Source organism: bacterium (assembly GCA_020444065.1).
In the GTDB taxonomy this organism is placed as follows: domain Bacteria; phylum Sumerlaeota; class Sumerlaeia; order SLMS01; family JAHLLQ01; genus JAHLLQ01.
Genome location: JAHLLQ010000003.1, coordinates 704,248 through 726,839, shown reverse-complemented (window position 1 = coordinate 726,839; position 22,592 = coordinate 704,248). Strand labels below are relative to the sequence as shown.

18 protein-coding genes are annotated in these 22,592 nt (G+C 61.2%); 14 read left to right on the top strand and 4 right to left on the bottom strand.

The features are described 5' to 3' along the window. Positions 1 to 1,179: 1,179 nt before the first annotated feature. Complete coding sequence (locus KQI84_10705; GenBank protein MCB2155347.1) at positions 1,180 to 3,027, top strand: cytochrome c biogenesis protein ResB; 1,848 nt, start codon at positions 1,180 to 1,182, stop codon at positions 3,025 to 3,027. Between the two features lie 73 nt (positions 3,028 to 3,100). Beyond that, positions 3,101 to 4,882, top strand: coding sequence for a c-type cytochrome biogenesis protein CcsB (gene ccsB, locus KQI84_10700; protein MCB2155346.1), 1,782 nt, complete (start codon positions 3,101 to 3,103; stop codon positions 4,880 to 4,882). A 53-nt stretch (positions 4,883 to 4,935) separates the two neighbouring features. Here the strand turns inward: ccsB and KQI84_10695 are convergent, their stop codons facing one another. From KQI84_10695 to KQI84_10680, 4 genes are all read right to left on the bottom strand, one after another. Further along, on the bottom strand, positions 4,936 to 5,406 hold the full coding sequence (locus KQI84_10695; GenBank protein MCB2155345.1) for a hypothetical protein: 471 nt from the start codon (positions 5,404 to 5,406) through the stop codon (positions 4,936 to 4,938). Between the two features lie 244 nt (positions 5,407 to 5,650). After that, on the bottom strand, positions 5,651 to 5,941 hold the full coding sequence (locus KQI84_10690) for a hypothetical protein (protein MCB2155344.1): 291 nt from the start codon (positions 5,939 to 5,941) through the stop codon (positions 5,651 to 5,653). A 115-nt stretch (positions 5,942 to 6,056) separates the two neighbouring features. Beyond that, the gene (locus tag KQI84_10685; protein MCB2155343.1) at positions 6,057 to 6,818 is read right to left on the bottom strand and encodes a hypothetical protein; all 762 of its coding nucleotides are present in this window, start codon (positions 6,816 to 6,818) and stop codon (positions 6,057 to 6,059) included. A gap of 46 nt (positions 6,819 to 6,864) precedes the next feature. Beyond that, positions 6,865 to 8,673 (bottom strand): ABC transporter permease subunit, encoded by a 1,809-nt coding sequence (locus KQI84_10680; GenBank protein ID MCB2155342.1) that lies wholly within the window; start codon positions 8,671 to 8,673, stop codon positions 6,865 to 6,867. On the opposite strand from KQI84_10680, the gene KQI84_10675 reads away from it, so the two are divergent. From KQI84_10675 to recA, 12 genes are all read left to right on the top strand, one after another. Beyond that, positions 8,651 to 10,858, top strand: coding sequence for an amino acid permease (locus KQI84_10675; GenBank protein MCB2155341.1), 2,208 nt, complete (start codon positions 8,651 to 8,653; stop codon positions 10,856 to 10,858). The two genes, KQI84_10680 and KQI84_10675, sit on opposite strands and share 23 nt — an antisense overlap. Before the next feature lie 186 nt (positions 10,859 to 11,044). Further along, positions 11,045 to 13,237 carry a 4Fe-4S dicluster domain-containing protein gene (locus KQI84_10670; GenBank protein ID MCB2155340.1) on the top strand — a complete coding sequence of 731 codons (2,193 nt, stop codon included), beginning with the start codon at positions 11,045 to 11,047 and terminating at the stop codon, positions 13,235 to 13,237. Between the two features lie 25 nt (positions 13,238 to 13,262). Then, complete coding sequence (locus tag KQI84_10665) at positions 13,263 to 13,541, top strand: hypothetical protein (GenBank protein MCB2155339.1); 279 nt, start codon at positions 13,263 to 13,265, stop codon at positions 13,539 to 13,541. A gap of 83 nt (positions 13,542 to 13,624) precedes the next feature. Continuing rightward, a complete protein-coding gene (locus KQI84_10660; GenBank protein MCB2155338.1) occupies positions 13,625 to 13,984 on the top strand; it encodes a four helix bundle protein in 360 nt (119 codons plus the stop codon). Between the two features lie 92 nt (positions 13,985 to 14,076). Then, positions 14,077 to 15,384: an amidohydrolase family protein gene (locus tag KQI84_10655; GenBank protein ID MCB2155337.1), complete on the top strand. Its 1,308-nt coding sequence runs from the start codon at positions 14,077 to 14,079 to the stop codon at positions 15,382 to 15,384. A 40-nt stretch (positions 15,385 to 15,424) separates the two neighbouring features. Further along, on the top strand, positions 15,425 to 15,907 hold the full coding sequence (gene ruvX, locus KQI84_10650; protein MCB2155336.1) for a Holliday junction resolvase RuvX: 483 nt from the start codon (positions 15,425 to 15,427) through the stop codon (positions 15,905 to 15,907). Next, positions 15,904 to 16,464, top strand: a complete 561-nt coding sequence (locus KQI84_10645; protein ID MCB2155335.1) for a tetratricopeptide repeat protein — start codon at positions 15,904 to 15,906, stop codon at positions 16,462 to 16,464. Before ruvX ends, KQI84_10645 begins: the two co-directional genes overlap by 4 nt. Before the next feature lie 104 nt (positions 16,465 to 16,568). Next, on the top strand, positions 16,569 to 17,954 hold the full coding sequence (locus KQI84_10640) for a hypothetical protein (protein MCB2155334.1): 1,386 nt from the start codon (positions 16,569 to 16,571) through the stop codon (positions 17,952 to 17,954). Between the two features lie 47 nt (positions 17,955 to 18,001). Then, positions 18,002 to 19,171 (top strand): hypothetical protein, encoded by a 1,170-nt coding sequence (locus tag KQI84_10635; protein ID MCB2155333.1) that lies wholly within the window; start codon positions 18,002 to 18,004, stop codon positions 19,169 to 19,171. A gap of 3 nt (positions 19,172 to 19,174) precedes the next feature. Further along, positions 19,175 to 20,335: a hypothetical protein gene (locus tag KQI84_10630; GenBank protein ID MCB2155332.1), complete on the top strand. Its 1,161-nt coding sequence runs from the start codon at positions 19,175 to 19,177 to the stop codon at positions 20,333 to 20,335. A gap of 57 nt (positions 20,336 to 20,392) precedes the next feature. Then, the gene (locus KQI84_10625; protein MCB2155331.1) at positions 20,393 to 21,289 is read left to right on the top strand and encodes a hypothetical protein; all 897 of its coding nucleotides are present in this window, start codon (positions 20,393 to 20,395) and stop codon (positions 21,287 to 21,289) included. Positions 21,290 to 21,417: 128 nt separating this feature from the next. Beyond that, positions 21,418 to 22,479, top strand: coding sequence for a recombinase RecA (gene recA, locus KQI84_10620; GenBank protein ID MCB2155330.1), 1,062 nt, complete (start codon positions 21,418 to 21,420; stop codon positions 22,477 to 22,479). Positions 22,480 to 22,592: the final 113 nt, after the last annotated feature.

Sequence of the window (22,592 nt, the reverse complement as noted above, 5' to 3'; positions counted from 1 at the left end):
CGGCACGGAAGGCCAGCCGAACACGAGCCAGACGTTCGGAACGGCTACTCCGAGCCCGACTCCCTCGCCGACGCCTAGCGCCACGCCAACACCGACACCGAGCGCCAGCCCCTCGCCGTCGCCCTCTCCCACCCCGGCCGGGGACACGGAGAATGTGGCAATCAGCGAGGCCACGGCGGCCGGCAGCATCGTGACCGGCTCCTATGCCGACACAGCAGCGCAGGATGTGGCCTACGAAACACTGGCGGAAGTCGAGAGCGGCGGTAAGCCCTCCAGCCGCCACAGCTATCTGGATCACACCTGGACCATGAACGTTGTGAGCGGCGCCAGCTACGTCTTCTACGTCAGCGCCTTCCACAGCGCCAACAGCGAGGGCGATGACTTCGCGTTCAGCTACTCGACCGACGGCAGCAGCTTCACCTCGATGCTGACGGTGACGAAAACGAGCGATGATGGTCAGTATCAGTCCTACGCCTTCGGCGAAGATGTCAGCGGCACGCTGTACATTCGCGTGGTCGACACCGATCAGTCCTCCGGCAATAACTCGCTGGACTCGATCTCAGTCGATCACATGTACGTGCTGAGCGTGAACGGCGGTGGCGGCGATCCGACGCCGACACCAACACCGACAGATAGCCCGACCCCGTCTCCGACTCCGAGCGCAACTCCGACGGATTCGCCGACGCCCACCGATTCGCCCACTCCGAGCCCCACCCCGTCTCCAACGCCGGCGGCTGAAGCGCTGCATGTGCTGAGCATGGTCCCGAGCACAACCCCTGATCCGCGCGGCAAGACATTGGGCGCGGTTGACGTGATCGTGGTCGACGCCAGCGACAATCCGATCTCCGGAGCCCTCGTGACAGTGACGTTCGCTGGAGGCATCTCCGAAACAGTGTCCGGGACGACGGATGGATCCGGCTTGGCGGCAATCGTCAGCTCGAAGTTCGGCAAGGACCCGGTTTCCTTCACCGTTTGTGTCGATGACGTGAGCGCGAGCGGATACACTTACGATTCCGGCGCGAACGTCGAGACCTGCGACAGCTACTAATCAAACCCACAACCGAACGACCTGGGGCCCCCGATCGGGGCCCCTTTTCTTTGGGCACCGGCACGGCTTTGGCATAATGAGCGGTCGCATTCTTTTCGGCGGCCCAGAGGGCACGCCACCAAGGCGAATTCGTGAGTCAACCGTTGGAACCACAAGCGAGCACGAATCCGGCGGATTCGGCCGCTCCGCGCCGACGCGCCAGCCTGGGCATCCGCGCCTGGAGATTCTTCAAATCATTGAAGATGGGCCTCCTGTTGCTGGGCCTGATCGCCTTGGCCTGTGTCTACGGAACAGTCTTCTACGCGGCTAACAGCGTGCTCGGCGATAACGCGATTCCGCTCGCGAAGGAGCGCGTGTTCAACGCGGGCTGGTTCTTTGCGCTGATGGCTGTCTTCTTTGTCCAGTTCATCATCTCGACGTGGCACGTCACGAAGATGAGCTTCGGCATCTGGGGGAAGCGGGAGTTCCGCAGCTCGCGGGATTACTTCCGCCTTGGCGAGGGCCGCGCGACAGTCGCCGTAAAGGGTGGACCGGATCGCGTCGAGAAGGTGCTCCGGCAGCGGTTCACGCGCGCCCATCGCGACGGGAATCGCTTCTTTGCCCACCGGGGACTCCGCGCCCGAATCGGCCCGACAATCGTTCATGCAGGAATCGTCATGATCCTGCTGACGGGCTTAATGCGGATTCTGCTGGATCGCAATGGAATGATTCTGAGCGAAGGGCGCTTCATCGCGGCCGAGGGCGAAACGACAAACGAGATTCTCGTCCCGAAGTATCGCGACCAGGCGGTCGGCGGCTCGAATGTGCAATCGCTGAGGATTCCGTTCGAAGTCACAGTCTTGGATTTCGACGAGATCAAGCATGCGAACTCGAATGCCCCGGCGTATTTCTCTTCGTTGATCAAGGTCCGCGACCTGCAGACCGGCGACGTGCGCGTGGCGAAGTTGGACATGAATCACAGCCACACGATCGGCAGTCTGCAATTCCACCAGGCGGGCTACCAGCCGCTGCCGCCGATTCAGACGTACCGTGTGGACTTCGACGTGCGCGACGCACAGACAGGCGAACGCATCGCCGTGACGGACGCCAGCCCCCAAACCCGCGTGCAGGTCGGCAACGAGTCTCTCTTCCTCGAGATTGACGGCGAACAACCCGGGAACGATTGGCGGATGTACTCGGCGGAGTCGCCGTCGGAGCCAATCGCCACGGGCCAGTTGCTGGCGCCGGCGGGAGAGACCGAATTCTCTTTCAAGGCGACGGAGATCTACCCCGACTTCCGCGTTCGCAAAACGGGCGAGGACGGCGGGCTGGAGCCGTACAATGCTTCCAACGATCCGAACTACCCGGCCGTCCACGTGGTGTTGCTGCGGGATGGAATGCCGCAGGGCGAGACGTGGCTGTTCCTGGATCCGTCGCTGGCCCCAATGATGCCGGCCGTGGACGATCGGCTACGATTGGAACTGGACGATCTGCAGGTGGCGCGAGACACGGAAAGCATCGATTGGACGGATCCGGCGCTGTTCCGGATGGTCATTCGAGCGATCGATCCGAACACCGATGAGGAGATTTCGCGACAAGTCGTCAGGCTTGGCGCCGAAAGCCAGCCAATCACGCTTGCGGCCGCCCCAGGAGCAGAGAATCTGCCGCCCGACGGAGCCGAATTCGCCATCTATCCGATCGGCCGATCAATGCGCTACATGACGATTCTTTCCGTCGTGGACGAACCGACGGTTCCGTACAACGTGGCGGGCGTACTGCTCATTGCCCTGGGCGCGGTGATCACCTTCACGGGTCGCTATCGGGCGTTTTACGGGCTGTGGGATGAGGAAGAGGAGAGACTGCACCTCGCGCTGGTTCCAAGGTTCGGCACGGCGCCGGATCCGAAGGAGCTCGAGGCGCTGGTGGATGAGTTGCAAGGCGCCGGTACGCAAGATGCTCCAAAGGCCGGAGCGCGGACTTCACTGGCCGCAGAATCGTAATCCCGGATTGGATATGAAGCAGCGTAACATTCGAAATTTCAGTCTTACAGCCTTTCTTTTGCTGAGTCTTCTGATGCTCGGCAGCGCACGAGCGGAAACCGTCGGTTTCCTGAGTTCGGACGACTCCAGCCGTCTGTCGACGATCCCGCACGATGCGGAGTTCCAGCAGGTTCTGCTGGATTCCGGCGTCGGCCGGCTCGCCGTTCGGCACCAGGGCTGGAACGAGACGATGGCCTCCTGGGCACAAATCCAGGTGCACGAGTTGACAGGCCGCCGGGCGATCCATGGCCAGGATCCGATCTTCACTGTGCTGTCGATGATGTACGAGCCCCACCGTTGGTTCGAAGCGCGGTTCCTGCCGATCGAGCACCCGCGGATCGCCGAGATCATGGGACTCGAAGGCAAGTGGGTGAGCCCGCGCCAGATCATTGAGAACGACAAGAACCAGGACCTGACGAAAGAGCTTCAGGAGGCCCAATCGCGCAAGGATGAGCTGGCGAAACTGGTCAAGACGCTCAACGTTGTGGAGCAAGTCCAACAGCTTGGCAGCGACCGCCCCGGGTTGGCCGAGAGCCTGGCCGGGCCGCAGGTCGATTTGAAAGAAGTCCAGCGCCTGTTGGCGAATGAAGATGCCCTCGCAGAAGCCCATGAGCGCCGTCGCGAGCTGACCAAACAAACCAAGCAGGAGAAGGCGTTTCTGGAGGCCGGGACACGGCTGTTCACGCGGACGTCCGATGCCTTGTCGCTGCACGAGAAGTTTCTGCTCGTCCCCGATCCAGACAGCCCCACCGGCGAGTGGGTGGCGCCGACGAACCGGCAGTCGCGGGTGCAATCGACGGCGTTCGGCACCGCGGCGAAGATTCTGCCCGCCGGACGGCAGTTCGATTCGGCGCTGACCGCGGCGTTTGACGCCGGCGCGGGCGATCACCTGGCCTCGGCGGTCGACGAGTTCGCCTCGGTAGCCGAGCGCCTCCGCAGTTACCCGGACCAGACGCACCGCGCACTGACGAACCTCTATATTCGCCTGAATCCGTTCAAGCTGGCGGCGTATGTCTACTTCCTGGCGGCGGCGCTGTTCGGGTTGTTCGTCTTCTTCCGCAAGCCCGGGTGGCGCATCGCCGGGACGAGCGTTCTCGTGGCGGGCCTGCTTGTCCACACCGGCGCGGAGGCCATCCGCCTCGTCCTGACCGGGCACATGCCGGTCTCGAACATGTACGAATCGATTACGTTTACGGCGTGGGCGGCCCTCGTGCTCGGAACGGGCTTCGAGCTGTGGAAACGTAAGGGTGCCTTCGGGCTCGCCGCGGCGATCGTCGGGCTGGTGGCGCTCCTGGGCGTCAGCCTGATGCCGCTCCACGAAACGCGCCTGCACCCGTTGCGGGCCGTGCTGAAGAGCTACTGGCTGAACATCCACGTCACGATGATGTTGATCAGCTACGGCGCGTTCGCCGTGGCTGCGATCTTCGCGGGCGGGTACATGATCAAGTCCCTGATCGGTCGCGACGCGCTGCTGGGCGGCAAGGCGCTGATGCCGCTGGAGCAAATGGAGGAGTTGGCCTATCGCCTGGTGCAGATCGCGTGGCCGATCCTGACGATCGGGATCATGCTCGGCGCCGTCTGGGCAGACACCGCCTGGGGGCGCTACTGGGGCTGGGATCCGAAGGAAACGTGGGCGCTGATTACGTGGATTGTCTATACGATCTACCTGCACACGCGCATGGTGATGGGCTGGAAAGGCCGCATCTCGGCACTGGCCTGCCTTGCGGGCTTCCTGATGGTGCTGGTGACCTGGATCGGCGTCAGCTACATCCCCTGGTTCGCCGGCGGCCTGCACACCTACGCGTCGCCGATGTGAGGGGGGGATAGCCCGAGGTCGATGCGCCCGCAGGGGTGGACCGTGGACAACGACTAAGGGAAGATGAAGAAAAGCGCGCAGAGTGCGACCGCCGCACCAAGCAGCCATCCGATTGTCATACCCATCGACTTCGTCTCCGCGATCGCGGGCGCTCCGAGTCCAGCCAAGACGAGAGCGATCGGCGCGCCGATGAAGGCTAGTATGCCCATCCACCTGCCCGACAGGTGATCATCCGCCCAAGTCATTAGGAACGCGAACGCGAGTATCGGCAAAGACGCGATCGCGAGCCCCCCGAAGAAGTAAACAAACTCACCAAAAACCGGGAAGTCGTCGGTGAGACGTCGAGGGGGAATGTATTTTGTCGGCTCCTTCGGAGTCGGGGCAACGCTGTCACTTGAATCAGAGGTCAGTCGGGCATCGATTTGCGCCAGGCTTGCCGCCGGCGAGAGCGGCTCATCCTCACTGTCTTGCTTCTCAGAATTCTTCCCAAGGTCACGCAAAGCCGTGAAAGGATCATTCAGCATACTTCGATTCCTCCTCCGAAGCGAAATGGACTCCTGGAGTTTGGGCGCACGCGTCTCGTGGCCACACAGATTCCAATATCTGCACCTAAGGCGATTGCGTCTTCGCTCTCGCACGTCCATGTGGAATACTGCAATTGCATCCGAACTGGTGAATGGGAGCCAACCGAATTCTTCTGACTGAATCCGAATATATCTCTGGAGGGTGGTCGTCTTTTTGAAATTCCTCCCCGCGCAAGTCTCTTCATCAATTGGCAATGGGACCACTCTCGCGTGGAGACGGATCGATCCTCAGATTCTCTTCTTTGTACCAACTGGGCGAATGTTTGGATTCGGTCAGTGTCGCGAATTCGCCAAAGGAGTCGAGCGCCAGGATCAGCGTGAAGGATGTTCCGATGTCATTGGCTTTATAGTGAATCGCGGATGCCGCTCCATATTGAATGCGGTCATTGTATATCCGCCGATGAGAGACGAAACTCATCTCAACGAGGCTGGCGGAAAATCTTCCATTCTCGTGACGGATCTTCCGGATGTTCATCCAAGTCAAATCCATCTGATGGCGTGCGAGATCGAGTTGATTCAACTCCACTGATGCATCTTGAATTCCAAGTTCGCATGGCGAACGCCCTGCCGGGAAAACCGAAGAGGTTTCTTCAGAGAATGTGCCCTGAAGCGTTGGGGGGTTCAGGAGGCGGTCCCCCTGATGGGTAGAGACTCCACAGGGATTCTGCATCCTCATCCTGCCAGACACGTCCATTGATCGCAGGGTGTTTTATCAGGTGGGATGCGAGATTCCGCTTCGAGGCAATATGGAGAATGAACCCACCAAGATGACCCAATTCAGAAATGAGGAGTGCCTCGTACTGATTCAGGAGACTCTCCGATTCTGTATAACCCATGAAAAGGCGACCATGTAAGGCCAACTCCCTGAGAGCAGGTAATGCGTCGGACGGCAGCGGCTCCCATGTTGTGTCCTTGGATACGATCATCATGTGATGCGCGCCTGGGGGAAAGAAGGTCTTCCGAGAACTGTCTTCAAAACATGTCCGGATGAATACGGCATCTCCTTTATGGTAGATCCAGGCGCCGTGACTTGACTTCTCGAGTTTCCGATGAAGGAGACGAAAGCTGGCAGGATATTCAAAAGGTTTGGATACTGCCGTGATCCACGATGTTCGACTCTGCCAACCTGTATCGAATGCACACTCGAGGATGCTCTCGATTTCTTCCCTCACTTCCGGCGTGTCCGGATCAAGTCGAGGGGACCAATGCTCCTCCCTCGGTCTAGAATCCCAGTGCATCAGCGTATATCGGTTGAAGTCAGCCCGAATGGGCCGCTCGCCGTCCAACTCTGGTCTCAGGTTGCCGGTGATGTAGTCCGAACCAATCGGTTCTCTAACGCCAAGCAGGAACATTCCATCCCCTTCTATATACAATCCGCGCGTCGGCATGCGCCGGACATCAATGGACCTTATCAGCCTGCTTGCCCTTTGCCGCCACCACAATTCCCACGGCCCCCGCGTAGGCCAGCAGGCCTGGGAGGAGGGTCATGACGCTGAGGGCGCTGACCTGGCCGGTGGGGGCGTAGTGCATCAGCGTCGCCAGCCGTACGCCGAGAGTCGTCGGGCCGGGCGGGAGCAAGAGCACGGCGGCGCCGACTTCGCCGAGGCTGAGGGCGAGTGCGGCGAGCATCCCACCAATCACTCCGGGCCAGCAAACGGGCCACGCAACGCTCCCCCACCATTCGAAGAAGCTCGCGCCGTCCAGGCGGGTCTGTTCGGTCCAGGCGGCCGGCATGGATCGCAGGAGGCCTTCGACAATCAGCGCGACAACCGGCGCGTAGCGCAGCACCCAAATGGCCATCAGGGGCACGAGCGTTCCGGCGAGCGATGCCAGTGCGTCGTCCAGCCGCAGCGGCAGCGAACCCGGCGGGCGATGCAGCAAGATGCTGGCTCCGATGCCGAGAACCGGTCCGGGCATGATCAGCGGCGCGGCGACCAGCAGTCGCCATCCTATCGGACGGCGGCGCGTCCAGAGGGCGGCGCCGAGCACGGCTCCAACGGCGGCGGTCAGGATGGCCATTCCGACCCCGAGGCCGAGGGTGAAAAGGAGTTCCTCGTGCGCGGTCTTGAGGGTGTCGCGCCAGACGGCGAGGTGGCCCTGCGGCCCGGTGGCGGTGGCGATCAGCACGGCAACGATCCCAACGGCCGGCACGATGCCCAGCACCCAGCCGGCGGCCTTCAGGCTCAGCAATCCGGGCAGTCGGGTCGCGTCGGCATTGCTGGAGTCGCCATGATCGATATCTCCGAGACCCGTCGCGCGAAGAATCACGGCGGCGAGCGCAAACCCGCCGGCGCCCAGCCCAACGATGGTCAGCGCCGCCATCAGCGCAGATCGCGTGTCGTAGTAGACGCCGAACTGCACGTAGATCTCGGAGACGAGTACGGGGAGGCTGCGGAGGGTTTCCGGCACGCCGAATTCGGTGATCGCGAACAGAAAGACGAGGCTGGCGCCCGCGGCGATTCCTCCAGCGGCCAGGGGAAGCGTCACGGCGCGCAGAACGCGGCCGGGTCGGGCTTCAAGGAGCGCAGCGGACTCGGCTTCGGGGTTTGCGCGGCGCAGCGCGGCGTGGATCGCTAGGACCGCCAGCGGAAAGAGGGCGATTGCCAGCGAGAAGGAGCCACCCGGGATGGAGTAGATGGGAGCGCCGGGGACTTTCGGCGCGCCCGCGGGCGCTCGGGCCGAGACCGCAAAGGAGGGCTGGCCGCCGGTGATCAGGTCTGTCAGCAGCCCCGCCGGGCCGAACAGCCGTGCGCAGGCGATCGCGACCACGGGCGGAGGAATGAATAGCGGCGCCATGGCAAAGGTAAGGAGCAGCAGGGCGCGCTTCGGCGGCATCAGCCGCGCCGTGGTCAGGCCGATCGGCACGGCGAGAACGAGTGCCAGCGCAACGGCGCCGAGGCTCATGAGGATGCTGTTGCCGGCGAGCTCGAGGATCCGGCCGCCGTCGAGGCCCGGGCCTTCGATCTGGGTGCTGCCGCCCAACCCGAGGGCCAACGGCGCCAGGATCAGCGCCAGCGCGGCGACCCAGAGAATAAAGAGAGCTGTGGCGGCTCGATTCGTCATGGGTCGAATGGTGTGGGGAAGGCGCGGACGAGCGCAAGGCCTCTGGGGAAGCGGCTTGCGAGGGAATTTCGCTTGAGCACAACAATCTGCCCCGTCTTCTTGTGGGAAGGGAGACCGAGTAATGCCGGATAAAAAGAATGGCAAGATTCCGATTCAAGCGGAGCTGGCCCGCGATCTGGGCCTGACGTCTGCGCTGGCAATCGGTGTGGGAACGATGATCGCGGCGGGCATCTTCACGTTGTCCGGCCTGGCGATCCGAAATGTGGGCTCGGCGGCGATCGTGGCATTCCTGCTCGCCGCGATCGTGGCGCTGTTCACGGCGCTGACGTACTGCGAGTTCGTCAGCATCTACCCCGAATCCGGCGAAGGCTATCTGTACGCGCGCAAGACGTTCTCGCCGCCGACGGCCTACCTGGTCGGCTGGACGTTGTTCCTGGGCTACACGGCGTCGTGTGCCTTCTACCTTTCGAGTCTCTCCAGTTACTTCTACGAGTTCATTCTAAAGACTCCCTACGAGGGCTTATCGGGCGTGGTCGCGTTGATTGCGCTGACCTTACTGAACATCAAGGGAACAAAGGAAAGCGGCCAGTTCCAGATCATCGTCACGGGCGGCAAGGTGTTGCTGCTGATCTGGTTCATCGCGGGCGGCATCAGACACGTGGATCCCCAGATCTTTATCGATCGCTTCAGCACGGACTTCCTGAAGATCGGCGGCACGGCGGCGATGGTGTTCATTACGTTCTTTGGCTTCTCCGCCATCGCGGCAACGGCTGGCGAAGTGCGCAACCCGGTGAAGACGATTCCGCGCGCAATCTTCATCGCAATGGGCATCGTGACGGTGCTGTACACGCTGGTGGTACTGGTGATGCTTGCGGCGAATCTGAACGAGTATACCGAAGCCGCGATGGGAACCGCGGCGAAGAAATTCCTCGGCGGAGTCGGCGGCCTGGTCATCGTCGGCGGTGCGTTGTTCTCGATGATCTCAGCGGCGAACGCGTCGATCATGGCGGGCTCGCGCGTGGTGCTGTCGATGAGCCATCTACGGCACTTGCCGGAGGAAATGGGAACGATCAACCCACGGACACGTACGCCGATCATCGCGCTGTTGTTCGTCGGTGGAACGATCCTGCTGTTCAAGCTCAGCCTCCATTTGGAGGACCTTTCGTACTTCGCCAACATCGTTTTGCTGCTGGCATTGATCATGGTGAACGGCGCGCTGATCCTGCATCGGCGTAAGTTCCCGGATCTGAAACGCCCGTTCCGCGTGCCGCTGGTTCCGTTGCTGCCGGCGCTGGGAATTGTGGCGAATCTGTATCTGATCTCTCAGATCATCACGCAGGTCGGGCCGGTGTTGCTGGCGCTCAGTTGCGTGCTGCTGGGCCTGCTTGGATTCCTGGTCTGGAAGGGTCGGCAGACAGAGGAGGCGAGCATCCCGGGCGAGCCATCGCGCGTCGCGATGGGACGCTACGCGACGGGAAACAGCCGCTTCCGGGTGCTGGTGCCGCTGGCGAATCCGCAAAACGTGGAGCCGCTGGTCGACCTGGCCGCCGCCATTGCGAAGGAACGCGAAGGCGAGATCGTGACGCTTCGTGTGGCGCTCGTGCCGGAGCAGGCTCCGCGCATGGACGAGGATGAGTTCGTCGAAAAGGAACGCCAGATTCTGGAGCAGGCGCACTCCTGCGCGAAAAAGCACGGTGTGCCGGTCACGTCGCTGGTCAGCGTGGGCAGCCACGCGGCGCGTGCGATTCTGGAGGCCGCCCGCGAGCGCGATTGCGATTTGATCATCCTCGGCTGGAAGGGGTTCTCGACAACCACGGAGCGAATCCTTGGCGAAATCGTGGACGACGTTGTGAACCACGCGAAGCGCGACATCATGCTGGTGAAGCTTGTCGGCGATGGGCCACTGCGTCGCTTGTTGCTGCCGACGGCCGGCGGCGAGCATGCCCGCCACGCCGAACAGTACGCCGCGTCTGTGGCGCGCTACAACGAGGGTTCGCTGACCGTCTGCAGCGTTCTGAATCCCGAGCGCGAAGAGCAGAAGCCGGAGATTGAAGAGCGCCTGGAAGATGCCGTGGATCGGCTGAAGGCCGGCGAACCCGTGGACGTTGGAAAGACGATTCTCCGTAATAAGGCGGTCGAGGACGCGATCGTCGAGGCTGCGGAGGAATACGACGCGATCGTGATCGGCGCCGCCGGCCGCAGCATCTACCCGCAGATCCTCTTCGGGAGCATCCCGGAGACGATTGCAAGGCGCTCCGAAAAGCCTGTCATCCTGGTGAAGTATTACCACCCGGTGAAGGCGTTGTTCGGCCGGGTTATGGGTGAGTAGAAGAGTGGCGAGTGGTTAGTGGCGAGTGACGAGTAGGATCTGGCCGGTCGTCTGGCGCATTTATTCTATCGATCATAAGACAACCGTCTGTATCGGATGGAGCGAAATCACTTGAGCCATTCGGTGGGGTTGGGGCAGGTTTGAAGGTTTGAGGATGGATAACAACCTGCAGGAGCGACTTGAGAAATGCGTGACCTTCGATCGATTCCTTTCGCGGCCCAGCTTCGGCGCATGGTGCCGGAGATGCTTCAGCACAAGCGGTGCTACGACATGCCGGAGCGGGTGTGGTACAAGCCCGAGCGCGACGCGGGCGTGGACTTTCGCGCGGCGATGCATGGCAAGCCGACCGGCACGCCGGTAGGTCCGGCCGCCGGACCGCACACGCAGTTGGCGCAGAACATCGTGCTGGCCTATGTGGCCGGTGCCCGTTTCTTCGAGCTGAAGACGATTCAGATCATGGATCGGCTGGAAATTCCGCGGCCGTGCATCGATGTGCGCAACATCGGCTTCAATGTGGAATGGAGCCAGGAGCTGCGCATCGAGGAATCGATCTACGAGTACTGCGTCGCGGCGTACCTGGTCAGCATCATCCGCGGCGAGAATCTGCTGGGCTGCAAGAGCCCGGTGCCGGCAAGCCAGGATACGATCGTTTGGGACATGTCCGTCGGTTACGATCTGAAGGGCATTCAGTCGAAGCGCGTGATGCACTTCCTGAAGACGATGAAGGATGCGTCGAAGGTCTTCGATCAGCTCGACGATGAGTTGCCCGCCGAGTTTTCACATTTTAGGAAGCACCGCCCGCAGCCGAAACTGTCCGACACGTTGACGCTGTCGACGTTCCACGGATGCCCGAAGGATGAGATCGAGAAGATTGCGCTCTTCCTGCTCGAGGAAATGGACATCAACACGATCGTGAAGATGAATCCTACGATGCTCGGCAAAGAAGACGTGAACGGTCTCCTGCAGAAGAAGCTGGGCTACAAGCACCTGGAGACGAATCCGCACGCGTACGAAGTCGGCATGACGTTCGACGAATCGGTGGAGATGATGCAGCGGCTGGAGAAAGTCGCTCGCAAGCGCGGCCTGAGCGTTGGGGCGAAGTTCACGAACACGTTGGAAACACTGAACAAAGAAGGCGTGCTGCCCGCGTCCGAAAAAGTCATGTATCTGTCGGGTGCGCCTCTGCACGTGATCTCGTCGGTGCTGGCGGCGCGTTGGCGGAGGGCGACGAACTGGATGGAGCCGTTGTCCTTCAGCGCCGGCGTGACGAAGGAAAACGTTGCGGAAATGGCGAAGGTTGGGTGCTCGCCGATCACGACATGCACGGATCTGCTGAAGCCCGGTGGCTACGGGCGCTTGTCGCCGTACCTGACGGAACTGAAGAAAGAGATGGAATCGGTCGGTGCGAAGACTTTGCCGCAATTCGTCCGTGCCTCTGCAGGAAACGCGGAGGAACTTCTGGTGAAGGAGTTCGCCGCGGCAGGCGTCGAGATGTCGCAAGATGCCGCGCGGAATTTCCTGCACAAAGCGGACAGCGTCGAAGTGCCCGGCAAGGCCGAGCGCATGTGCCCCGCCGCACCGGCAAAGGATGCGTACGAGGCGCTGGCCACGGGCGATCCGAAAGCCAACGAGGCAGCCGCGCGTGCGATCCTCGACCGCGTGACTCGCCAGGCAATGGCGGTGAACTGGGATGCTTACGAAAAGACTGTGACGGAAGACGATCGCTACAGCTACGATCGCAATCGTCGAGAGCCCAAGAAAATCAAGTCGAACCTCGAGTTGTTCGACTGCATTAACTGCGACAAGTGCATTCCCGTCTGTCCGAACGACGCCATGTTCGCGTATGAAGTGAAGCCGGAGAAAGTCGTGACGCAGGAAATCTTGTGGACGCCTCACGATGGCTTCAAGGTGGGCGATAAGGCCGGTGAGTTCGAGGTTGGCAAGGACCACCAGTTGGCGAATTACGCCGATTGGTGCAACGAGTGCAGCAACTGCATGACGTATTGCCCCGAGCACGGCGGCCCGTTCATGAAGAAGCCGCGGTTCTTCGGCGACCGCGTCGGTTGGCTGGAAGCAAGCGACGACGGATTTGCGATCGAGCTCGAGGCCGGCAACAAGGTCCACGTGTTCGCCCGCATCAACGGCCAGGAATACGAGATGGATTGGTACCGGAAACAGAATCGCGCGACGTTGAGGGATGAGTTCCTGATTGCGGAGTTCGACACAAAGACGCACCAGGTGACCGAAACGTTCCTGGCGAAGGTTCTGACCGAAGCGCATTCCGTGAACACGGAAGTGTACCACATCATCCGCACCGTCACGCAGGGTGTACTGGATAGCAAAGAACCGAACTCGATCCAGGCAATGGCGACGCGCTAAACAACGAACCCCCTGGGAGCACGCGATGACCGAACCAAAATTGTTGGAGGACTTCGTCCGTCACCTGGATATCTTCCTGCAGCAGATGGTCGAGCAGCAGCGGACGAAGACCCTCAAGGTCGCCCGCCGCATCGATCCGCGCATGACGGAAGATGACGTCATGGACCCGCACAGCTTCCCCGCGATCTCCACAAACCCGGCGTTCGCGTATGAAGACGGGCTGCTGGCGGGACTTGTCGCCGCGCACGTCGCCGTAACGCGCGAGGGCGTGTGTGCAGTGCGGGAGGAGAGGGATAGTGGATAGTGGCGAGTGGGGACAAGCAAGTGGCGAGTGGCGAGTAATTAGTGGCGAGTAAACGCGAACAATGACCAATGACTTGGGGGAATATGGTGGTTACTTGCTATAAGGATCTGATTGTCTGGCAGAAGTCGATGCAGTTGTCGCTTCAGGTCTATCGCATCACGAAGCAGTTCCCGCGCGAGGAAGTGTATGGTCTGACGAGTCAAGTTCGACGGGCGGCGGTCTCGATTCCATCGAATATTGCCGAGGGGCAGGCGCGGAAGTCGACCAGGGAATTCCGACAGTTCCTTTCGATCGCGAGGGGCTCCTTGGCAGAAGTGGAAACACAATTACTGATCGGAATGCACTTGGGCTATGTGGGCGAAGACGAGTTGCAGCCGATCCTCGGACTGCAGGAAGAAATCAACAGAATGCTGAACAGCCTAGTCAGTAAGCTCCCGGAGTAGCGCGTTGGACGATGTCGATCGGCGTGTTCATCTAAAGACAACTCGCCACTCGTCACTCGCCACTCGCCACTCCTCTCAACGAAGAGGTGAATATGTCGACGAAACTCCTTCTCCAAAACGGATACCTGCTGCATCCGCAACGCGACAAGATTGAACGAGCCGATCTTGTTGTTGAAGGGAATGGGATTGTTCGTGTCGCTCCCCGGATCGATGCCGAGGGTGGCGAGACGGTGATCGATCTCGATGGCAAGTTGGTGATTCCCGGCCTGGTGGTTGGGCATCATCACTTGTATTCCGCGCTGGCGTGTACGATGCCTCCCCCGCCGCGGGCGCCAAAGGATTTCCATGAAATCCTCGAGCTCATCTGGTGGCGGCTGGATCGTGCGTTGGACAAGGAAACAGTCGAATTGAGCGGCTTGGCGGGTGCGCTGGAGGCCGCTCGATGCGGCGTGACGACGATGATCGATCACCACGCCAGCCCAGGTTACATCGCTGGTTCGCTCGATGCACTGAGGGACGGCATCGCGGCCGTCGGACAACGCGCGGTGTTGTGCTACGAAGTCACCGGCCGCAATGGCGGCAAGGCCGAACAGGATGCGGGACTCGCGGAAAACGAGCGCTTCCTCTCGGCAAACACCGGACCGTTCTTCGCCGGCATGGTGGGCGCCCACGCGGCTTTCACGATCGACGACGAAGGTCTGGAGGGATGCCAGAAGCTGGCCGAGCGCATGGGTGTGCCGGTACACATTCACGTGGCGGAAGATCCGTGCGACGATGCGATTTGTCGCGAGCAGTTCGGCGCCTCGCTGATGGCGCGGCTCGACTCGTCCGGCATCCTCTCGAAGGGCAACCTCTTCGGCCACTGCACGCACCTGAGCAACTCGGACATCAAGCGCGTGAAGCAGGCGGGATGCTTCTTTGCACATAACACGCGATCAAACATGAACAACTCCGTGGGCTACGCCCCGGTCGGGCTGATGGCGGAATGCGCAGTGCTCGGCACGGACGGCATCGGCAGCGACATGCTGGAGGAGTTCCGCGTCGCGGCGTTCCGCTCCAACGAAGGCAAGACCGGTTTGGGCTGGGGCGACCTGGTGGCGATGCTGTATCGTGGCGCCGAGTTGGCCGGCCAGCGGCTGGGCGTGAAACTCGGTCGGCTGGAGACAGGCTATCAGGCGGACCTTGCGATTCTGGATCGCCCGCCGGCCATGGTGGATGGACTCGGTTCGGTGGCGGGGCACTTCTTGTTCAGCTTGGCGAGCCGGCACGTCACGGATACGATGGTCGCCGGCGAGTGGATCCTGCGCGATCGCCAGATCGTGAAGGCCAACGAAGCGGAAGCTGTCAGCCGTCTGGAAGCGGCCGTGCCGGAGTTGTGGAAACGACTGCCGGCCGAATAGCAATCCGCTCTCTCCCAAATCCTGCCATCGAGGCTTCCTCATGCCCTCAGCCCTGGCCCTCGACGTGGGCGAAAAGCGAATCGGTGTGGCCGTGTCGGAGTCGTGGGTGATCGCGTCGACATTGCCGGCGATCATCGCGCCGGGGCGGCGCGCGGCGCTGGACGCCGTCGAGGCACTGGTGACGCGCTATGACGCAGAGGTCGTGCTGATCGGCCTGCCGGTGCTGGAGAGCGGCGTGGAGGGCGAGCAGGCCCAGCGAACGCGGGCGTTTGGGCGCTCGCTGGCGCGACGGTTGCCGAAATTGCACATCGAATATTGGGATGAGCGCTACACCTCGGTGGAAGCCAAGCGAATCCTTGGTCCGGCGGATCGTGCGCCGGGTCGCGTTGATTCGGTTGCGGCGGCGGTCATTCTTCAGGAATTCTTGGACCATCGAAGCGAGCGGAAGGATTTTTCCGCGGACGACGGAACAAAGCCGAACGGGCCGTTGTCGAAACCCCCGAAGGACGACGAAGAACGATGAGTGGATTGGATCAAGTAAAGAGCCTGGTGCATCGCATGTTGCTGGTGGTCGCGCTGGGGTTGGTAGGAATCGGAGCCTCCTGCGAGAAAGCGCCGGTGTACCTGGTGCCGGAAGTCGACACGGCGCGCGAGCAGTTCCAGGTTGCAGAAACGCAAAGGCGAACCGCCCAGGGAATCTTCGAGGAAGACACGCGCAAGCTGGAAATGCAAAAGGCGATTCTAGCCTACCGTGCCGTCGAGAAGCGATTTCCACAGGACGAGACCTACACGCCGGTGGCCTCTTTGCTGATCGGCAACATCTACGAGGAACTCGAGGATTTCCAGAGTGCCTCCAAGCAATTCGAGCACGTCCTTCAGGCATTTCCGAACGACGATCAAGTGCGGATCAGCGCGCTGTACGGGATGGGATTTTCTCTGGACGAGTTGGATCGCGCGTCCGATGCGCAGAAGTACTACAAGCTCGTGATCGATGAGTACTCCAATACGACGGATCCGGAAATGCGCCGGATGGTTGAGCAAGCAATCATCCGTTATCGTCAGATTCGCCCGACGCGGTAAGACCGAACCGAAAAGCAGGGACGGACTCGCGAGGGGAACTGCCGGCCGGTTCGATACGAACTGAATACCGAAAACCACAACCCTCTCGAAGGAGGTCCCATATCATGACAGGCACCTTTGCAGCACGACGCTGGGCGGGCAAGATGCTTGGCGCACTGTTGGTCGCCGGCGCCTTGGCGATGCCGGCCGCATCGACAGCCAAGATCGATCTGGTGACGCTGCCATCAAGCGACAAGACGCAGTTGACGATCTACAAGAGCGAGGATTTGACGCTGGCGCGCGAAACACGCACGCTGACGTTCAGCGAAGGCAAGAACCAGATTCAGTTTTCCTGGGCCAACACGCTGATCGATCCGACGTCGCTGCAGATTCAAATCCTGAACAACGACGGCAATCTCACGGTGCTGGATGCCAGTTATCCCCCGAATGCGCCGAACACGATCATCTGGAATATCGATGCGGAGGAAGAAGACTCGGCGCAGGTCGAGATCACGTACTTCGCGTCCGGCTTGAGCTGGGAGGCGGACTACTCGGCCTTTGCGAATGCGGATGAAACGAACATCCGTCTGGAGCCGTACTTCACGATTTCCAATAACAGCGGCGAGGACTTCGTCAACGCGGAGACGCGACTCGTCGTTGGCGAGGTCAATCTTGTCGAGGCGATCGCCGAACTGGCACGTCGCGGGATGATCGGCAGGGATCAGTCGAACGTGATGCGACAAAGACTAGCGCGCGGGATGATGAAGAGTGAGGCGCGTGCCCCGGAACCGATGATGGAGAGTATGGCCCTGGGGGGCGCGGCCTATGCGATGGATGAAATCGCAGAAGCCAAAGAAATCGTGAAAGCCGCTGTCTCCGAGTATTATCTGTACGCGATTTCCGGAACGGAATCGATCGATACGGGCTGGTCGAAGCAGTTGCCCGATCCGCCGGCCTTCGATGTTCCGATCGATGTAAGCTACGAATACGATCCGGCGAAGTACGGCAACCAGGTCACGAAGTTCTACAAGTTGAAGAATGACGAAGAGCATGAGCTGGGCAAGGACCCGCTGCCGGCCGGCAGGTACTACGTGTACAGCGAGGACGGCCAGTCGGGACTGCGGTTCGAAGCCAGCTACTCGCACAAGTACGTTCCCATCGGCGAAGACATCGAGTTGAACCTCGGCAACGATGGCATGGTCCTGTACGAGGAACGCGAGATGAGTTTCAAGCGCGGGAACTTCGATTTCGATCGTTGGGGAAACCCCATCGGTTGGGAAGAGACATCGGAGATCGAACTGGAAATCCGCAACTCGAAGACACGCGAGGTGCCGATCAAGATCCGCCGCTATATGAATGGCGATTGGTCGATCACCGAGGCGAGTGACGAATACAAGAAGGTCGATCAGAATACGGTGGAGTGGAAGGACTTGATGGTGCCGCCGAAGGACAAGCGCATCATCACGATCACCGTCGTAACCCGCACCGGCAGTCTGGTAAATTCCAACTGACGCCGCGCCCTCAACCCGATTCCCGACTCGACCAAGGAGGTTATGAAATGAAATCGACTCGCATGTTACTCACGGTGTTGGCGCTGGCTCTGTTTGCGATTCCGTCGCTTTCGAATGCACGGACGAAACTGGTGACGTTGCCGGAACGCGCCGACCTGATTGTGAATTTGCAGAACCCGAACTACAGCCTTCTGACTGAAGAGCGCGAAGTGACGCTCCAGAAGGGAAACAACACGATCGACTTTTCGTGGAGTGGTGTCTCCATCGACAAGTCATCGATTCACCTGACGCCGCTGACACACCCTGGCGATGGCGATGATGCGACGAAGATCATCAGCATCGGCTATCCGCCGAACGAGGATGCGCTGACGTGGCTGCTGTACACTCCGGAGGCCCGCACGGAACGCATTCGCGTCACCTACCTGCTGTACGGCATCGAAAAGAGCTCGTCGTACGAAATGACCGTGAACCAGGCGGAAGACCAGGCACTGTTCCTCCAGTACTTCGAAATGTCAAATGGCAGCGGCGAGGATCTGGACGACGCGGCAATTCGCCTGCATGCGAACGAGGATTGGACGCGCTCTGTCGATGCAAACGAAACCCGCAAGTTCCTCTCCTTCAAGAAGAAAGCGCTGCCGGTCAACAAGCTCTACATCACCCGGCCAAATATGTACTCCTCGCGCGGTGAAGATGGCGAGATCATCTCGATGGTCTACGAGATCAACAACACCGCGGAAGGTGGCCTGGGGCAATTCAAGCTGACGCAAGGCAAGGCCCGAATCTTCGGGGAAGAGAACACCGGCAGCACAATCTTCCTGGGTGAGGATTACATGGCGGAAACTCCCGTGAAGGAAGATGCCAAGCTGACACTGGGCACCGTGAAGGACATCCTGCTGAAGCGTCGCATCATGAGCGACAAGCGCGAAAACCAGCGCAAGAACACGAGCGACCGCGTCGTGATGTACGATCGCAAGGTACACGTCCGCTACGAGATCGAGAACTTCAAGGACAAGACGTCAACGGTCCGCGTTGTGGAGACGTTGCCGAAGGATGCCGTTCTGCTCGAGATCGACAAGGATGGCGTGACGGTGGAACGCAAGAGCGCGACGGAACTGGAAATCACCATTGAGCTTGAGCCGCGCCCGGAGGACTCTGGTGAAGAAGTGCCCGTGCGTGAGATCAACTTCATGTACGAAGTCCCCGACGTGATCGCCTGATCCATGGCCGAAGAAAAAGTCGAAAGCCCAAAGAAGACTCCCCCGCCGGCCGGCCCCGCGTTCATTGCGGTGCCGGTCGCCGGTATTTTAGCAGGCCTTGTGGGGATGGCGCTGAGCGGCAATCGCATCCAGATCGACCTGGGAATCGTCTGCTGGTTTGTCGCCTGTCTGTTCGGTGCGGCGGGCGTTGTCCTGGGTGCATACAATGCGCGTCTCTTGGCGCTGATTCGCCATACTTACAATCTGCACTACGTTGTGCTGGTGCCGGTCGCGTTATTCGGGTGGTCGCTTGCCTTTGCACCAACGATCGGCGGGCCTGAGTGGCTGACCCAGTTGCTGTGGGGCCTGATGATCGGCAGTGCCTCTGCAGCGATGTCCTGCGTGGCGGCTTCAATCTTTGCACAGCCCCAGCGGCAATGGGGCGCTTCCTTGTTCGGAGCCGCACTGGCCTTTTCGTTGGTTGGATCCTCCGGCCCGGCGGCGATGCTGGTCGCGACAGTCTTCTGCGCCCTGGGAATCTGGGTAAGCGTCGGCAAGGAGCGCCCGATTCCTCAACTCAGCAACGGAGTGCTGGGCGTGATCGGGATGATCAGCTTCCTGGCCATCAGCGTCATCGCGCTTCTGGGACTGGGACAATTGCTGGTAATGATCCTGAAGCCGATCTTCCAGGACTTCGCCGGACCGCAGCCGCGCCCTCCACGGGTCAGCGAGATCGTCCGCATCGAAGTGGCTCGCATTGCCCTCGGAGCGATTTGTGCGCTCCTGGCTTTCGCGACTTCGTACCTTTGGCCGCAGCGGCGCGCCACAGGGCTTCTGATCGGGGCGGGGATGCTGAGCGCCCTGGTTGCTGCCGGCGGCGGAGGATACGAGCCGTATTTCTCCGCGGCGGTCCCGGTGGGCCTGATGATGGTCGCCCTGGTGGGCGCGACGGCGCTGGCCTCGCTGCTACCGCTGCGGCAGCGCTGGGCAGCCGCTCTGATCGCGGGCGCCGTTGGTGGACTGATCGGCATGGACTTCTTCCGCGAGATCCCCTCGGAACATCCAATGGCACTGGGGACACAGTGGATCATCGAATCGGTCGCGCTGATCGTCCTGTGGATGTCGGCGTATCTGCTGGGGATGCGGCAAGTTCGGGCCTGGCGGGAGAAGGCGCCCGGACCCTGATGGCGCGCGTCTTGCCCCAAGAGCTTGCGAAGGCTGTAATACACGGAGGGCACACCTGTGGATCGTACATTCTGGAAGGCCTGCGCCGTTGCGTTGTTCGCTATGGTACTCGCCGTGCCGGCCGGTGCGCAGCGCGGTGACGGCGATTGGCAGGGTGGCCGCCGCTGGCAGGGACCCGACCGCCGCGAGCAGCCCGCTGCAGAGGCCCCGCGGGCAGAACAGAAGCCCCCCGGCCCGCCGAGGGCAGCGCGCGGGCGCATCGATGAACTGGCCCCGCTGTTTGAGGCCGGGCGCGAGATGCGACGTAACTTCCACGATCTGGAACGCCTCGCGAACGAACATCAAGATCTCGTTCAAAGACTGAACGAGGCCAAAGAGGCGGAAGAATCGGACCCGCACCGCTTGGCGCGGATGGAGCGCATCGCAGAACTGCAGGCCGAGCTACTCGAGCTGCAGCGGGAGGAATTCGTCGATCGCCTGCGCGATCGCGCGCCCGACGCCGCCAGGCGCTTAGGTGAGCTCTCCGATCGGCTGGCGGAGTTGGACAAACATGCGGCGCCGGACGAACGACTTGCCCCAGCCCGTGAAGGCGTCGAGCGGATGCGCGAACTGATGGTGCGCCTTTCCGGCGACGAGCCGGTACCCTTTGAAGACGTGGCAGAGGTCCTGTCCGAGGTGGGGCCGCCTCGTTGGGAAAAGGATACAAACCGCGAACGGACGGACCGCCAAATCGAGCGGATTCAACGCGAAATGTTCGCACTGCGGGGTCGACTGGAGGATCTGCAGCGGGAGCTGAGCCGCTTGCAGGGAGACTACTTCGGCTTCAACCAGGAAGCCGACCCGCAATGGCCAACAGACTGGCCCGACGACAGGAGATGGCAGAATCGCTTCTCGCAACCAGACCCGCCATCCGGTCCAGAAGCTCCACAGGCCGAGCCGCAGGGCGAGGAATAGCTCGCCAAAGACGTTTTCGCTTTTTGTTCGTATGTTTTGAATTGACGCCTCACCGTGCCCCCGGTTTCCTGGGGGCACGGTCGCGTTGAGGCGGCCACTCCAATTCGACTGCAAAAAGGAACGGGGTCATGGCGAAGAGATCCGCACCCAAGACGAGTGAGAATCGGGACAAGGCGCTGGAGATGGCGCTGTCGCAGGTGCGCAAGAATCACGGCGAGGGCATCATCCGTCGCTTCGGCGAGCGGATTGCAGGCGATGACGTGCCGGCGATCCCGACGGGGTCGATTTCGCTGGACCGTGCCCTGGGCTGCTGGGGCTTTCCGCGCGGCCGCGTGATCGAGATTTACGGCCCTGAAAGCTCCGGCAAGACGACTGTCGCTCTGCATGCCGTGGCGAGCGCTCAGAAGGCCGGCGGCGTGGCGGCATTCATCGACGTCGAGCACGCCATGGACCCGAAGTACACGAAGGCCCTGGGTGTGAATCTGGATGAGCTGCTGATCAGTCAGCCCGATTACGGCGAGCAGGCGCTGGACATCGTCGAGACGCTGGTTCGCAGCAACGCGGTGGACCTGGTTGTGTTGGATTCGGTGGCTGCGCTGCTGCCGCGGGCGGAACTTGAAGGCGAGATCGGCGATTCGCACGTCGGTCTGCAGGCGCGCCTGATGAGTCAGGCGCTGCGCAAGCTGACCAGCTCGATCAACCAGTCGAAAACGGCGGCGATCTTCATCAACCAGATCCGCGAGAAGATCGGTGTGATGTTCGGCAACCCGGAGACAACCCCGGGCGGCCGCGCGCTGAAGTTCTACTCGTCGATTCGCCTCGAGGTGCGCCGCATCGGCGCCATCAAAGAGAATGGCGTCAACGTGGGCAATCGCGTGCGCGGCCGTGTAGTGAAGAACAAGTGCGCTCCGCCGTTCCAGGACGCGGAGTTCGACATCATGTTCGGCCACGGCATCAGCCGCGAAGGCGACCTGATCGATCTGGGCGTTCAACTGAACATCGTCGAGAAGAGCGGCGCTTGGATTTCCTACAAGGGCGAACGCCTTGGCCAGGGACGTGAGAATGCGAAGACCTTCCTGAAGGAAAACGAAGATCTGCGCGACGAAATCGAGAGCGCGATCAAGGTCGCTTGCGGCTACGAGGGAGATGGGGAAGCGGAAGAAGGCGGGACGGACGACGCCGCGAAGTGATCGCCCGCGCACAAATGAGAATGACGCACTGAGAGGCCCCGGGAGCTTATGTTCCCGGGGCCTCCGGCTTGATCCTTGCCTCGACTTCGGGACGTTCCCATTGCCACGGCGCC

Coding starts and splice junctions, on each gene's coding strand:
- KQI84_10685 (MCB2155343.1), bottom strand. CDS start 6,818: ATGTTCCTGCTTGGCGTTAGAGAACCGATTGGTTCGGACTACATCACC.
- ccsB (MCB2155346.1), top strand. CDS start 3,101: ATGCTCGGCAGCGCACGAGCGGAAACCGTCGGTTTCCTGAGTTCGGAC.
- KQI84_10655 (MCB2155337.1), top strand. CDS start 14,077: ATGTCGACGAAACTCCTTCTCCAAAACGGATACCTGCTGCATCCGCAA.
- KQI84_10695 (MCB2155345.1), bottom strand. CDS start 5,406: ATGCTGAATGATCCTTTCACGGCTTTGCGTGACCTTGGGAAGAATTCT.
- KQI84_10675 (MCB2155341.1), top strand. CDS start 8,651: ATGCCGGATAAAAAGAATGGCAAGATTCCGATTCAAGCGGAGCTGGCC.
- KQI84_10665 (MCB2155339.1), top strand. CDS start 13,263: ATGACCGAACCAAAATTGTTGGAGGACTTCGTCCGTCACCTGGATATC.
- KQI84_10640 (MCB2155334.1), top strand. CDS start 16,569: ATGACAGGCACCTTTGCAGCACGACGCTGGGCGGGCAAGATGCTTGGC.
- ruvX (MCB2155336.1), top strand. CDS start 15,425: ATGCCCTCAGCCCTGGCCCTCGACGTGGGCGAAAAGCGAATCGGTGTG.
- KQI84_10635 (MCB2155333.1), top strand. CDS start 18,002: ATGAAATCGACTCGCATGTTACTCACGGTGTTGGCGCTGGCTCTGTTT.
- KQI84_10670 (MCB2155340.1), top strand. CDS start 11,045: ATGCGTGACCTTCGATCGATTCCTTTCGCGGCCCAGCTTCGGCGCATG.
- KQI84_10645 (MCB2155335.1), top strand. CDS start 15,904: ATGAGTGGATTGGATCAAGTAAAGAGCCTGGTGCATCGCATGTTGCTG.
- KQI84_10630 (MCB2155332.1), top strand. CDS start 19,175: ATGGCCGAAGAAAAAGTCGAAAGCCCAAAGAAGACTCCCCCGCCGGCC.
- KQI84_10660 (MCB2155338.1), top strand. CDS start 13,625: ATGGTGGTTACTTGCTATAAGGATCTGATTGTCTGGCAGAAGTCGATG.
- recA (MCB2155330.1), top strand. CDS start 21,418: ATGGCGAAGAGATCCGCACCCAAGACGAGTGAGAATCGGGACAAGGCG.
- KQI84_10690 (MCB2155344.1), bottom strand. CDS start 5,941: ATGAACATCCGGAAGATCCGTCACGAGAATGGAAGATTTTCCGCCAGC.